The sequence below is a fragment of the Proteiniborus sp. MB09-C3 genome (assembly GCF_030263895.1).
Lineage (GTDB): Bacteria > Bacillota > Clostridia > Tissierellales > Proteiniboraceae > Proteiniborus.
In genome coordinates, this window is record NZ_CP127161.1 from 3729550 (window position 1) to 3744295 (window position 14746).

Annotated in this window: 11 protein-coding genes; 1 reads left to right on the forward strand and 10 read right to left on the reverse strand. The window is 33.2% G+C overall.

The genetic code is table 11. From position 1 onward, the window contains the following. Window positions 1-4 precede the first annotated feature (4 nt). The 6 genes from QO263_RS18235 to hpf all read right to left on the reverse strand — a co-directional run bounded on the left by QO263_RS18235 (window position 5) and on the right by hpf (window position 9983). Window positions 5-2158: a Tex family protein gene (locus QO263_RS18235; RefSeq protein ID WP_285624606.1), complete on the reverse strand. Its 2154-nt coding sequence runs from the start codon at window positions 2156-2158 to the stop codon at window positions 5-7. A 100-nt stretch (window positions 2159-2258) separates the two neighbouring features. Continuing rightward, the gene (locus QO263_RS18240; protein WP_285624608.1) at window positions 2259-4382 is read right to left on the reverse strand and encodes a methyl-accepting chemotaxis protein; all 2124 of its coding nucleotides are present in this window, start codon (window positions 4380-4382) and stop codon (window positions 2259-2261) included. Window positions 4383-4585: 203 nt separating this feature from the next. After that, a protein-coding gene (gene prfB / locus QO263_RS18245; protein ID WP_285624611.1) for a peptide chain release factor 2 occupies window positions 4586-5690 on the reverse strand; the annotation gives its coding sequence in 2 pieces (ribosomal slippage) (window positions 4586-5614 and window positions 5616-5690; 1104 coding nt in all). 16 nt (window positions 5691-5706) lie between these two features. Then, on the reverse strand, window positions 5707-8448 hold the full coding sequence (gene secA / locus QO263_RS18250) for a preprotein translocase subunit SecA (RefSeq protein WP_285624614.1): 2742 nt from the start codon (window positions 8446-8448) through the stop codon (window positions 5707-5709). Window positions 8449-8715: 267 nt separating this feature from the next. After that, window positions 8716-9309 (reverse strand): DUF5317 domain-containing protein, encoded by a 594-nt coding sequence (locus QO263_RS18255; RefSeq protein WP_285624616.1) that lies wholly within the window; start codon window positions 9307-9309, stop codon window positions 8716-8718. Between the two features lie 140 nt (window positions 9310-9449). Beyond that, window positions 9450-9983, reverse strand: coding sequence for a ribosome hibernation-promoting factor, HPF/YfiA family (gene hpf / locus QO263_RS18260; RefSeq protein WP_285624618.1), 534 nt, complete (start codon window positions 9981-9983; stop codon window positions 9450-9452). A gap of 816 nt (window positions 9984-10799) precedes the next feature. On the opposite strand from hpf, the gene QO263_RS18265 reads away from it, so the two are divergent. Then, window positions 10800-11681 (forward strand): FUSC family protein, encoded by an 882-nt coding sequence (locus QO263_RS18265; RefSeq protein ID WP_285624620.1) that lies wholly within the window; start codon window positions 10800-10802, stop codon window positions 11679-11681. Between the two features lie 66 nt (window positions 11682-11747). Here the strand turns inward: QO263_RS18265 and flgN are convergent, their stop codons facing one another. From flgN to QO263_RS18285, 4 genes are read right to left on the reverse strand one after another with little or no spacing between them, the layout of a single operon-like run. Next, window positions 11748-12218, reverse strand: coding sequence for a flagellar export chaperone FlgN (flgN, locus tag QO263_RS18270; protein ID WP_285624622.1), 471 nt, complete (start codon window positions 12216-12218; stop codon window positions 11748-11750). Window positions 12219-12231: 13 nt separating this feature from the next. Then, window positions 12232-12624, reverse strand: a complete 393-nt coding sequence (gene fliS / locus QO263_RS18275; protein WP_285624624.1) for a flagellar export chaperone FliS — start codon at window positions 12622-12624, stop codon at window positions 12232-12234. Between the two features lie 26 nt (window positions 12625-12650). Next, window positions 12651-14321: a flagellar filament capping protein FliD gene (fliD, locus tag QO263_RS18280; protein ID WP_285624626.1), complete on the reverse strand. Its 1671-nt coding sequence runs from the start codon at window positions 14319-14321 to the stop codon at window positions 12651-12653. 13 nt (window positions 14322-14334) lie between these two features. Next, on the reverse strand, window positions 14335-14694 hold the full coding sequence (locus QO263_RS18285) for a flagellar protein FlaG (protein WP_285624628.1): 360 nt from the start codon (window positions 14692-14694) through the stop codon (window positions 14335-14337). Window positions 14695-14746: the final 52 nt, after the last annotated feature.

Below are 14746 nucleotides of genomic sequence, written 5' to 3' on the forward strand. Positions count from 1 at the left end.
ATAGTTACACCTCTTTCATGCTAAGAGATATTCTCCCCTTTTCAACATCTACATCAAGTATTTTCACATTTACAATGTCTCCTACAGAAACTACCTCCATTGGATTCTTCACAAATTTGTTAGATAAATGAGAAATATGGACTAAACCATCCTGCTTTACTCCAATGTCAACAAAGGCTCCAAAATCTACTACATTTCTTACTGTCCCTGTAAGTATCATATCAGGCTTTAAATCTTCCATCTTTAGTACATCAGTCCTAAAAATTGGTTTAGGCATTTCTTCTCTAGGGTCTCTTGCTGGTTTTTTTAACTCTTTAATAATATCTCTCAGAGTTGGAACTCCTATCTGAAGCTCCTCTGCAAACTTTATAATATTTTTTTCATTTATAATAGAATCTATCTGCTTAAGCTTGCCTGCTTTAATATCATCTGTAGAAAATCCCAGCTTTTCAATAAGAGCCAATGCCACATCATAAGACTCTGGATGAACAGCTGTATTGTCTAAAGGATTGTCACCATCAGATATCCTTAAAAAACCTGCACATTGAACAAATGTTGCTTCCCCTAATCTTTTTACCTTAAGTAACTCCTTTCTATTATTGAATTTGCCCTTTTCTTCTCTAAAGCCTACTATATTCTTTGCAACACTTGAAGAAACTCCTGAAACGTAGCTGAGCAGTGATATAGAAGCAGTATTCAAATCAACTCCTACATTGTTTACACAATCCTCTACAACTCCTTTAAGAGTCTCGTCCAATCTTCCTTGATTTATATCATGCTGATACTGTCCTACTCCAACACTTTTGGGATCTATCTTTACTAGCTCTGCTAAAGGATCCTGAAGTCTCTTTCCTATAGAAATAGCACCTCTTATGGAAACATTTATATCAGGATACTCTTCATTTGCAACCTTAGAAGCTGAATACACAGATGCCCCCGCTTCGCTGACAATAGTGTAGTATACCTTTCTGTCAAGGTCTCTTAGCATTTCTGCTACTATGGTTTCTGATTCTCTGGATGCTGTACCATTACCAATGGCGATAATATCTACATTGTATTTGTTGATGAGATTAATAAGCTCTTTTCTTGCTTCTTCTACCTTGTTCTGAGGCTCTGTAGGATAAACAGTAGTGAAATCTAAAAGTTTTCCTGTTTCGTCCACTACTGCAATCTTGCATCCAGTTCTAAAAGCAGGGTCAAATCCCATGACTACCTTACCTTTTACTGGCGCCTGCATTAAAAGAGGCTTTAAATTTACTCCAAAGACTTTTATGGCTTGTTCTTCTGCCTTTTCTGTAAGTGTATTTCTTATTTCTCTTTCAATTGAAGGTGAAATAAGCCTTTTATATCCGTCTTCAATACTTGAAATCAAATATGAAGTAGTTATTGCTTTATCATTATTTACTACCCTGGATTTCAAAACATCTATTATTTCGTCATCTGGACTCTCTATCTTAACCTTTAGAAACTTTTCCTTTTCTCCTCTATTGATGGCTAATATCCTATGATTTGCAATTACTTTCACTGGCTCCTTATAGTCATAGTACATTTCATATACAGAATCAGCCTTATCATCTGATGCAGAGGTAATAACTATACCCTTATCAAATACTATCTTTCTAATTATTTCTCTAAACTCGGCGTTGTCAGATACTACTTCTGCTATTATATCCATTGCTCCTTGATAAGCCTCTTCTACTGTATTAACTTCTTTTTCTGCGTCTATAAATGGAGCTGCTATTTCATCTAAGCTTCCTTGATTAATATTTTGAGACATTATTATCTCTGCCAATGGCTCTAATCCTTTTTCCTTAGCTATTGTAGCTCTGGTCCTTCTCTTAGGTTTATATGGCCTGTATAAATCCTCTATTCTTTGGAGGGTTTCAGAAGATAATATTTCTTTCTTTAATTCTGCTGTCAGCTTTCCCTGCTCCTCAATTAACCTTATTACCTCATTTTGCCTGCCCTCAAGGTTTCTTAAGTAAATAAGTCTTTCATACAGATCTCTTAAGATAACATCGCTTAACTCTCCAGTCTGCTCTTTTCTATATCTGGCAATAAAGGGTATTGTATTACCTTCATCTATAAGATTTACTGTGTTTTCCACCTGAAATTTTTTCAGCTTAAATTCTTCTGTCAATCTAGAAATTATATTCAATAGAATTCTCTCCTTTTTTATATAGCTTAATAACCATGTCTATTATTACATATATTTGCTCATTAAAGCAAGAATTCAGCCACAGCTGAATCCCTATCGACTAATTAATCTTAAATCCCTTTATCATTTCATTTAGATTATCTGTCATTTGATTAAGCTCTTCTATAGCCTGATTAATCTGGTGAATAGCAGATTGCTGTTCTTCAGTACTTGCCATAATAGTCTGTGTTCCCGCCGCCGTCTGCTGTGATACTGCACTTACCTGTGCTATAGAGCCTTCGATTTTATGCATGTTGTCCGATAGCTCTTCAACTACTACGGCAAAATCCTCTACACCTTTAAATACCTTATCAGTTTCATCTGCTATTTTTTCAAAGGAACTTATTGTCTTCTCTATTGCAAAGCTACCTTTATCAACCTCTACAATTCCTTCCTCCATAGATTTAGATACTCTATCCATATCTTCTTGTATTTGGCTAATGAGATTTACTATATTATTTGAAGCATCACTAGTTTGTACTGCTAGATTTCTTACTTCTTCTGCTACCACTGTAAAGCCTCTGCCATATTCACCTGCTCTAGCAGCCTCAATAGCTGCATTCAATGCAAGAAGATTAGTCTGTTTTGAAATATTATCTATAAATGTTATGATATTACCTATTTCTTTAGTTCGGCCATTTAAGGTAGCAATTTGCTCAGCTGATTCCTTTACCTTTGAAGCTATCGAGTACATTGAAGCTCTTGTACTCTCAACATCCTTTGAGCCGTCTTTTGCTATGTGAGAAGCCTCGCTTGTTGCCATTAAAATCCCATGAGCATTATCATCTACGTTTTTTACATTTTTAGCTATTCCTTCTACTAGGCCTATAGTATCCTCTACATTTTTTAATTGATCCTCTGCCCCAGAAGCAACCTGATCTACTACTCTAGTTATTTCAGTAGAGGCTCCCACAGTTAACTTGACACTCTGATTTAAGTTGTCTACATTTATTTTGAAATTAGCTATGGCTTTGTTTACATTAGATATAATATTATATAACGAATCTACCATTTTGTTAAATTCCTGTTGCAGCTTACCTATTTCATTATGGGAGTCAACCTTTGCTCTTTTTGTCAAATCTCCATTTCCTATTTCATCTACTACGTGGACAAGATTTACTATAGGAGCAGAAAATTTTCTTGCAATGATTGAGGTTAAAAGTATAATGATAAGTACTGCTATTAAAGTCACTGCTAAAGTTATTGTAAAGTTTACAACTGCTGATTTAGTTATCTCAGCCTTGTTTTGCTCTACAATTATTCCAAAACCTGTCGAAGGCATATAGCTATATGCTCCTATTACAGTTTCATTATTTTCATTCTTATATGTACTTACATCTGAATTCCCCTCTAGTACTTTAAGTACGCCTTCTATCCCTGCTTCCTTAGCATTAAAAGATTTAAATACCTTATTTCTATAATCAATATGTACAATCATAACTCCGTTTCTATCTACTATATAAGTATTGCCTGTTTCACCAGTTTTAAATTCCTCTGCTATAGAAGATAGGTTCTTTAGGCTTATATTTGCAGCAATAACTCCCTTCAAACTACCTGATCTATTTTTTATTGGCATAGAAATTATTATTTCTGGTGTTGCATCTTCTATATATGAATCAGAAACATATCTTTCCTCTTCTAAAGCCTTTTTAAACCATTCTTCACCTGCAACATTTATATCAGTTTTTGTGTTTTTACTTGATAAAATCTGGTTTCCTTTTGAATCATATATTTGAATAGCATTTATGCTATCATATTCGCTAGCTATTTTAATGGGGATCCCTTTTAACGTATATGAATCTATATTTAAGAAATCATTAGTTAAATACAATGACTTTAGCATATCAAACAATCCATTAATTTGTGCTTCGACTTGATTAGATATGGATTTAGCCATATTTAAATTTGAGATCTCAATATTTTCTGTATTTCTTTTAGTCTCTATATAATAATTTATTATTCCGACAAATAACAATGGTACAATTGCAAGAATTAATACTACTCTAGATATCTGATTTCCTATCCTTCTCTTCGTCTTGAAGTCATTTATCCTGTTTTCATTTTTTGAGAACAGTTTTTTCTCGTTCGTGGTTACATTCTTATGATTTACTTCTTGTAATTTTTTACTTTTATTTTTTTTAAAGACCCCCTTATTAGAAAAAATATTATCTTTTTCCTTTTTCATTTTCTCCCACTCCCTTTGTAAGAAAAATAATCCCCTTAGTCCATATACCTCTATATATTAATAAATACATTATTCTACATCATATTGTTTTTTCCTCTATTTCAACAAAAATTGTAAAAAGTTAATCAATTACTTCACAAATTTATTTGTTCGCTGTCGCTCACATAAATCGGTCATAAAAAAAATAGCCATCATTTTGATGACTATTTTGCTTTGCATTTTAAATATTCGTTCATAAACATATCTAAGCTTCCATCCATTACACTTGATATATTGCCTGTTTCTGCATTTGTTCTATGGTCCTTGACTAGGCTGTATGGATGAAATACATATGATCTTATTTGAGAGCCCCAGCCTATTTGATTATACTGTCCTTGAATATCTTCTATTTTCTCTTTTTGCTCAAGCTCTTTAATTTCAATTAGCTTTGCCATAAGCATTCTCATGGCTGTAGCCTTGTTACTGTGCTGAGATCTTTCATTTTGACATTGAACTACTATACCAGTAGGAATATGTGTAATCCTTATGGCTGAGTCGGTGGTATTTACGTGCTGCCCTCCGGCTCCTCCTGATCTATATGTGTCTATTTTTAAATCATTCGGATTAATGTCTATTTCCATATTTTCGTCTAGCTCTGGAAATACATCTACAGATGCAAATGATGTATGTCTTCTACCTGATGAATCAAAGGGTGAAATCCTAACTAGTCTATGAACACCCTTTTCTGATTTAAGGTATCCATAGGCATTTATTCCTCTTATTGAAAGAGTTACACTTTTTATTCCTCCTTCTGTATCAGAGAGAATATCCAGAATTTCTGTGGAGTAGTCTTTTCTTTCAGACCATCTCTTGTACATTCTTAAAAGCATCTCTGCCCAATCCTGAGCTTCTAAACCACCTGCTCCTGCATGAATAGACAGTATTGCACCATTTTTATCATACTCACCACTAAGCAATGTCTTTATTTTCAGATTTTCAATCTTTTCTTCAACGGATTCTGTACCTTTTCGTAAGTCATTCTCAGTTGCAATATCCTCTTCTTCTTCTAAAAGCTGAAGAAGTACTTCTACGTCTTCTAGTTCTGTTGATATTTCTTCATATTCACTTATTTTATCTTTTATAAAGGTAATTTCCTGCATTGTCTTCTGAGCCTGCTGTACATCTCCCCAGAAGTCTGACTCATAGGTCTTTTCTTCTAGTTTTTTTACTGTTTCTCTAAGACTTTCTAAGTCAAAGAGAAACACCGACCTCTGCTAATTCCTCTCTTAGTTTAGATATTCGCTCTTTATATATCTCAAATTCTACCAATTAATCATCTCCTTCATTATTCATTCTGTCCACAGCATTTTTTGTACTTTTTACCGCTGCCACATGGACAGGGGTCATTTCTGCCTATTTTTTCGCCTTTTACTACGGGTTTAGCCTTTTTCTCTGATTCGCCGTGACTTGCTCCTGTCACCTTAGCTACTCTTTCTCTTTCAACCTTTTCAGGTCTTTCAAGATGGTACAATGCTTTTACAGTATCTTCTTGAATGCTCTTAGTCATTTCTTCAAACATATCAAAGCCTTCTACCTGATAAGCTATTACAGGGTCCTCATTACCCATTGCTCTTAAGCCTATACCTTGTTTTAACTGATCCATTGCGTCAATGTGATCCATCCATTTTGTATCGACTATTCTGAGTAATATGACTCTTTCAATATCTCTTATAACTTCTTCTCCAATTTCTTTTTCTTTGTTTTCATATAATCCAGTAACAGTATCTACTAATATATCCTTTAGACTTTCTTTTGTAAGCTCCTCAGGTTTTTCAAATGTTACCATTCCCTTTATAGGCATATATCCTGAAATATTATCTAAAAGTCCGTTTAGATCCCACTCTTCTGGATATTTCAAACCTTCAGTAGAGGTTGCTATGGCACTGTCAATTATACCCTCAGCCATTGAAAGTATATATTCTCTCAGGTTTTCTCCTTCAAGAACCTTTCTTCTTTCAGCGTAGATTACCTCTCTTTGCTTATTCATGACATCGTCATATTGAAGAACATGCTTTCTGATGCCAAAGTTGCGGCCTTCTATTCTTCTTTGAGCACCTTCTATGGATTTTGATAGAAGATTATGTTCTAATGGCTCATCATCTGGCATACCAAGGGTTTCTATCATTCCTTTAATTTTATCACTGCCAAATAGCCTCATCAAATCATCTTCTAGTGATACATAAAATCTCGATGAACCAGGGTCTCCTTGACGTCCAGCACGACCTCTAAGCTGATTATCTATACGTCTAGACTCGTGTCTTTCTGTGCCGATTATATGGAGTCCTCCTGCCTGTATTACCTTTTCATTCTCTAAGGTTGTACTTTTTTTAGCATCCTCTAATAATTCTCTATAGACTTTTCTTGCTTCAAGTATCTCCTGATCATCAGTGTCTGCAAAGCTATCTACTACAGAAATCATCTCTTCTGTATATCCTTTTTTCTTCATTTCACTCTTTGCTATAAACTCAGGATTTCCTCCAAGCACTATGTCAGTACCACGACCAGCCATATTGGTAGCTATGGTCACAACGCCAAATCTACCTGCTTGTGCTACTATTTCGGCTTCTCTCTCATGATGCTTAGCATTTAAAACCTCATGCTTTATTCCTTCTTTTTTAAGCATTTTACTTAATAATTCAGATCTTTCAATTGAAATAGTACCTACAAGAACTGGCTGCCCCTTGCTATTTTTCTCTTTTATTTCATCTACTACTGCTTTAAACTTAAACTCTTCATTTTTATATACAGAATCAGGATAATCGCTTCTAACAACTGGTTTATTAGTTGGAATCTCTATAACGTCCACATTATATATTTCCCTAAATTCCTCTTCCTCAGTTTTTGCAGTACCTGTCATACCTGAAAGCTTTTTATACATTCTAAAGTAATTTTGGAATGTAATAGTTGCAAGTGTTTTTGATTCTCTCCTTACATCAAGGTTTTCCTTAGCTTCTATGGCTTGATGAAGTCCTTCACTATATCTTCTACCAAACATAAGTCTTCCGGTAAACTCGTCTACTATAATGACTTCCCCATCTTTAACTACATAATCTATATCTCTCTTCATTAAGTTATTAGCCTTTAACGCTTGATTGATATGGTGAGATAATTCCATATTTGAAGGGTCAGCTAGATTCTCTATGCCAAAGGCTCTTTCTGCCTTTGCTACCCCCTTCTCAGTAATAGTTACATTTCTAGATTTTTCGTCAACAACAAAGTCTACTGTTTCTTCCTTATATTCTCTATCTAATTTGCTTACCTTTTCTTCATTAGGGTCTATTATTCTCCCTTTTAGAGTCTGTACAAAAGCATTGGCAGCATAATAAAGCTTGGTCGATTTGTCACCTTCACCAGATATGATAAGAGGTGTTCTTGCTTCGTCAATTAATATACTATCTACCTCGTCAACTATTGCAAAATTTAGCTCTCTTTGAACCATTTCATGCTTATATATAACCATATTATCTCTTAGATAATCGAATCCATATTCATTGTTAGTACCATAAGTAATATCACAGTTGTAGGCTGCTCTTCTTGCAGTATTGTCTATATCATGTAATATGCATCCTACAGATAAGCCTAAAAATTCATATACCTTACCCATCCAATCCCTATCTCTTTGAGCAAGATAATCGTTTACTGTAACAACATGAACTCCCTTTCCAGTAAGTGCATTCAGATAAGCAGGTAATGTTGCAGCAAGTGTCTTACCTTCACCTGTTTTCATCTCAGCTATTCTTCCTTGGTGGAGAACAATTCCTCCTATTAACTGCGCTCTATAATGCTTCGTGCCTAAAACCCTATGGGCTGCTTCCCTAACTGTGGCAAATGCCTCTGGTAATATATTGTCTAATTCTTCGCCGTCATTTAATCTATTCTTAAATTCCTGTGTTTTCGCCTTTAATTCGTCATCAGTAAGCTTTTGCATCTTTTCATCTAATTCTTCGATTTGTTCTACTATAGGCTCTATTCTTTTTATCTCTCTCTCACTGTGAGTACCAAAAAATTTCTCGAAAAACCTCTTCATAAATCTCACCTCTCTAATTTTTTGCCTTATCAATTTATTTTATCACTAGTGACAAATAATTACAAGTAGACAAAGTTCAGATACACAAAAGAAATATAATAGAAATATTTAGTTAGCATTTGCAGAGTAGGATTCTAATTTTGGTGAATTAAAATTAAAGATTACTCTCTTAATTTAGTCCAATCTACGCTTAATGGAGTTACAACGAAATCAAAGATTTCTTCGTAACTCCATTTTTCTCGAGGCTATGAGCTTTTCTATTGTATTTTAAATCCTGCTTTTATAATTGAACCTAACCATGCTAGTCTTGTCAAAGCCCTCATCAGTCATAACGCTCTGTATGAATAAAAACAATCCTAAGGATATAAAAATGTCTCCTATACTAAGAATCTGTGGAAAAAAATAAGGTGGTGGAACGGTGATTATTTTACCTAAAAGTCCGTACTTTGAAGCCTCATCTAAAGGTATATAAAAAGCAAGTTTTCCCGATAAAGTCAAGTCTGCCAATTCTGAATATCCCGCTAACATTAGTCCATCAATAGATACAGGTGTTCTCCATCCGTTAGAAAACATTACAAAAACATTCATTAACATCCCAAATAATATTATAGTAAGGGTCCTTTGTTTTATATTTATTATAATACCTAGAAATAGAAAAACGTAGGAAAGTATATTGATCTCTCTTATATACTTAAGAACAAACTTATTTCCACTGACACCAAATAATATCACTCCTACTTGAATAATCAACGCTAAAATAAAAATCCAAATTTTTTTAAATTCTAATTTCGACAGTCTAGAAAACTTTCCTCCTCTTATCTTGCCAAAGAAGATCGCCACAATCATGCTTTCTAAAAGCAAAGTCCTTCCCCCCTAATCACTCATATAAAGTAAATATTCTATATTTTTAGACAAATACCTTTTAATATTAATAAAAAATTCTGTTACAAAAATGCCAAAAGCGACAGAGAGCCTCTGTCGCTTGTATAAGTAATATTTTATTAGTATTCTGGTTCAATCAATCCATAATTTCCATCTTTTCTTCTATATACTATATTTACCTCATCTGACTCAGCATTTCTAAATACATAAAAAGCATGTCTAAGTAATTCCATTTGCAGCACTGCTTCCTCAGCATCCATAGGCTTCATTGCAAATCTCTTTGTTCTTACTATACTAGCCTCTTTTCCATTTTCCCCTGCTGGAAGTGCCTGAACGTTTTCAAATCTAATAGTTTCAAGTCCCTTATTTTTCTTTTGAAGCTTTGTCTTATGCTTTCTTACTTGTCTTTCTAAAACATCAACAACCCTGTCTATTGATTGATACATGTCATCAGTAGACTCTTCTGCCCTAATAATAGCACCTGAAAAAGGAATTGTAACTTCAATAATCTGCCTATTCTTCTCAACACTTAGCGTAATGTAAACTGGAACGTCTTCATAAAAATACTTATCTAGCTTACCCATCTTTTTTTCTATTACATCTCTTAAAGCATCTGTTACCACCATGTTTTTGCCACTGATAGTAATTTTCATATACTCCAACTCCTCTCAGTTTAAATATTTAGTTATAAAATCTATATTCAGTTGTTAAATATAAAATTCTACATAAAATTTATTAATCCTTTTTATATTCTAAATTTTCTAAAATATTATGTAGTTTTAAAATTTATTGATTATATTTATATAATACCCATTGTCCATGCTAATTAACATTTTTTTAATTAAAACAATTTATCGTCCTAGTTAATGTAGCATTAATGTCTTTCGACTTAATGTAGAATCATTAACTCCTGCTCAATTAAAGCGCCTGTCCATATTTATATATTATAGAAAAACATTAATATATAAAAAAGGTTAATGTAATATGATGTTTTTTTATATGTTTCAACATATTTTCTATTTATTCGCCTTTTAAACATACTTATGGTAGAATAATTATTCAGTATTATATCCACAGCTATCTTGTTGCTTAAATGTGGATAAATAATATGCTATTTTGTGGATAATGTGTATAAGTCTGTGGAAAACTGTTCATTTGTACAAATATTGTTGTGTATAACTTGTGAATATTCAGTGGAAAACTCAATATTCCATAATTTACTACTATATATTAATAATTTTGCCAATTTAATATACAATTATTCTTATTCTTTTTCTTGTGGTCAAACTAATATATATACACTATATATTGAATTGACTAAATTCATCTGATGTACGAGTTTATTAAAGGCAGTTTCTCAAATTCATATTACATAAAGTATAGACATTTATTGCTGATAATAATAAAATATATGTAAGCAAGGATCAATAATAGCAACTACAAATACTGTTTTGATAAGGATGATTTCTTTGAAAATAGGAATGAGAACAATTAAAACATCAATCGCTGTAACAATAGGCATCACTTTAGCTTATATACTTAAGCTTAACTCTCCATTTTTTGTAGGGGTTGCAGCAATAATAGCCATGCAGGGTAACTTGGTAGATTCATATAGAATGGGAAGAGACAGAGTTCTAGGAACCATTTTAGGTGCAGCAGTTGGCCTTCTAGGCTCTTTTATATCCATAGGAAATCCTATAATTATCGGTATAGGTATAATAATAATAATATCTCTTTGTAACAAGCTGGGATGGAGTAAGTCCATATCTATAGCCACAATAGTATTTATTTCAATAATCATAAGTGTGGAAAAAGGTCAGGAGCTATCTTATAGCTTAAATCGAATTCTAGATACTATAGTAGGAATTATTGTAGCTGTTATAGTTAACTTTGTAATCTCCCCTCCCTTAGCTAAGGACAAAATATATTCAGAATCCTTAAATATAATTGATGAATTTTCACGAGCTTTAAAAGCAATCATCATAAAAGAAGAACCTGGAAAGAAAAAAGAACATCTAGCAGATATCGAAGACAAGCTTGATGTAATAGATAAGGAGTATCCAATTTTAATAAAGGAAATAAATATTAAGCTTTATAAGAGAAGTTTAGGTGATGTGAACCTTCAGCATTCAAGAATCCTGCTAAAGAAACTTTACTACAATTTAAACTTATTAGCAGAAATGGGATCAGGTTTTAATTTAAGCCCCGAAAATTCTAGTATTGTAAATAATAAGTACAACTTAAATATAGTAGGAACTGATAACTTGACTGATTTAGATATTGTGTATAATTATCACTTGAAAACCTCACTAGGCGTGCTTCAAGAGCTTAGGGGTATGTTTAAACTATAGCTTATAATAGCAAAGAGAGATTGTGCTGCTAAGAATGCACAATCTCTCTTATGTAATTAATTCAATTTAATTTCTTTCATCTATAAACATGGTTCCGCTATGCTCTACAAAATAACCCTTCGCCATTTTTTGACCTTGTCTAAGGTTTTTCAGCCTTTCTTTTGTTTCTGCAAATTTTTCGCTCATCAGAAGATTATTATCATCATCAAGAACTTTAATTTGCTGTAGTAAAGACTTTATTTCAGCTAATTTATCCTTTAGGATTATGGCTCTAGGATATTTTATATCATTTAACTGAGCTATATCTTCTATATCAGTGTATGATTTTAATTCATTTAGCTTTAACATATACATAGAATCTATTTCATTTACTATATTAATTTGGCTTTGTATCCCATCAATAGCTGATTCTATGCCTTCCATATTTTCTTCTTCAATTGCTTCTTTTTGCTTTGGCTTTAAGCCCAAAATATGTTTTAGACTTATAAGCTTTTTTTCAATTAATTCTATCATTTCGCTTATGATATTCTCTACCATATTATCCCCCATTCTAAAGGGCACCGTATTTTATTTTCCTAGCTTCTCTCATGGCTTCCTTCCATGTGTCCCGTATTCCTTCTATTAGTGGCAAAATCTCATCTAAAATTTTCACATCTTTTTTTATATTTGCATCTACTAATCTTTCAATTATAAAGGTATATATGCTTCTAAGGTTGCTAGAAACTGGGTAGCTCATGTCTAATGTATTATTTAGCTCATAGATAATATCCTGCGCTCTTTTAATGGCATTATTGGCTTTCTCTATTTCTTTGCTTTCTATATGGAGCTTTCCTAGATTAATAAATTTAATAGCTCCATTATAAAGCATTAAAGTCAATTCTTCAGGAGATGCGGTAGTTATTGAATTTTGCTGATACTGTTGATATAAATTGTTATAGGCCATTGCCCTATCTCACCTTTCAATTGATTTTACATGCCAAGCTGCTGCATCATCCAAGAGCCTTGGTTATTCATCTGCTGTACAAATCTTTCCATAGCAGAAAACTTACTGTAATATGATTCTTCTTTTCTTAGCAGCTGTGCGTTAAGATCACTAATTCTACGATCTAAACTAGTCAAGTCCTTATCTAGCAAGCTAATGCTGCTGTGTTCTGTAACAAAGTCTAACATTAGCCTTGTATTTATACTTCTATACAGACTGGAATCTTCCCCCGGTCCTGCTTTGCCTATTATATCTTCCATTCCATCTATCATGTTATTGAATACTCTAGTTATGACTCCACCTGAATTCTTCACAGGGACTGTTTTTCCATTCTTTGTAGTAGTATCTGCTTCTTTAAACAATACTTCCAATACTCCATTTGCATCTTCAGATATGGCTTTTCTTAGCTTTTCTTCATCTATTTTTAATTTACCACCTACTTCGCCTGGTACATATCCTTCTGTTTCTATGCCAAGCTGATAAAGTGAATTAAACGGATTATCTTCAAGTCCTTCAACCTTATGATATAATGAGCCTCTTACATTTTGCATAATACTTGAGATTATAGAGTCATTTCTGAGAAGTCCACTCTTTGCTTTTTCTTCCCATAATTCGACTTCTTTTTCTTTCATGGCTTCTTTTTGTTCAGATGTTAGTGGTTTAAAATCTCTGTATTTCTTTTCTCCAAGAAGCTTGCCCATTTTGTCTACAAGTTCATTATACTTGTCCACAAAGCCTTTAATCTTATCATATACTGCATCTGTGTCTGTGTCTACTCTTATTGTTGTGCTACCTGTAGTTCTTAAATCTAGATTTATTCCGTTTATGGTGAATTGATTAGATTGTTGCTCTATGCCTGTGGCACCGTTAAAGTCTATTAGAGCATTTACACCATTATACGGAGAATCTTCAAATTTGAAAGCAGCAGTTTTTTGTGTTCCATCTGCATTATATGATGTAACATTTAGGCTTAAAGCATTGATAAATTCTTCTCCTTTAGAACCTTGAGCAGCTTCTATTTTAAGTTCTGCATCCTTACCTGTAGCTGTTGTCTGTATAAAAAACCTGCCTATAGCAGCATCATAAGATGCCTGTACTCCTGCACCAGAAGAATTAATATTCTTAACTATAGAACTCATAGTGTCACCTTTTTTTACAGTAATGGTTTCACCATTTATTTTAATGTCAAAAGTTTCAGAAGGACTTATAACTTCCCCATCTTCTATCACTGCATCACTTAAATTAGATAATATATCTTTTATAGCTTCATCAGCATTTACACTACTAGCCCCCTTCACTCCATCAGCCAATCTATGTACAGTTACATCATAGCTTCCATTAACAGCCTGAGAAGTAGTACTTGCCTTAACTGCACCTTCGTTAGAAGAAATTGCCCTTTTAACCCAGCTTAAGCTGCTTAGGGATTTGCTGTCTATGCTTCCAGTAGATGTAATAACACTTAATCCAAATTCTTTTCTAGAATTTAATATAAAATTAGCAAAATCCTTGTTTATTGAATTATACAGTTCCTGTCTCCACTGTACTATTTGTCTGTCCTGCTGTACATTGTCTACTTTTACTCTTTCTGCCTTCATAATGTCCGTAATCATTTTTTCAGTATCTATTCCAGACATCCCAGTTATTCTTATACTGCTCATTAAATCACCTCATTTAAATTTTCTGATCTACAATTATCCCTGCAATTTCCCATAGTTTAGCCACCATATCAAGTATCTTCTCAGGAGGAATTTCTCTGATTACCTCATCCGTATTTGTATCTATTACCTTAACAGATATTAATCTAGTGGCCTCATGTATTGAGAATTCTAGTTTCCTATCATATGGATTTATAGCCTTGTTTACACTAGTGATAGCTGATTTTAGCTCTTCTTCTGTATATTTTTTTTGAGGCATTACCTCTTTGCTTTCTATTTCTCTGTTTCCTGGTAATTCATTTTGTCTGTTTTCACCTGTACTCAAACGCTGTGAGCTATACTGTATATCATTTGTCTTTATACTTTCTACTCGCATGTTTTTCCCCCCATACCTAATGATTATCTATATTTTATATCGGCAAACAGAG

Coding starts and splice junctions, on each gene's coding strand:
- QO263_RS18240 (WP_285624608.1), bottom strand. CDS start 4,382: ATGAAAAAGGAAAAAGATAATATTTTTTCTAATAAGGGGGTCTTTAAA.
- secA (WP_285624614.1), bottom strand. CDS start 8,448: ATGAAGAGGTTTTTCGAGAAATTTTTTGGTACTCACAGTGAGAGAGAG.
- hpf (WP_285624618.1), bottom strand. CDS start 9,983: ATGAAAATTACTATCAGTGGCAAAAACATGGTGGTAACAGATGCTTTA.
- flgN (WP_285624622.1), bottom strand. CDS start 12,218: ATGGTAGAGAATATCATAAGCGAAATGATAGAATTAATTGAAAAAAAG.
- fliS (WP_285624624.1), bottom strand. CDS start 12,624: ATGGCCTATAACAATTTATATCAACAGTATCAGCAAAATTCAATAACT.
- fliD (WP_285624626.1), bottom strand. CDS start 14,321: ATGAGCAGTATAAGAATAACTGGGATGTCTGGAATAGATACTGAAAAA.
- QO263_RS18285 (WP_285624628.1), bottom strand. CDS start 14,694: ATGCGAGTAGAAAGTATAAAGACAAATGATATACAGTATAGCTCACAG.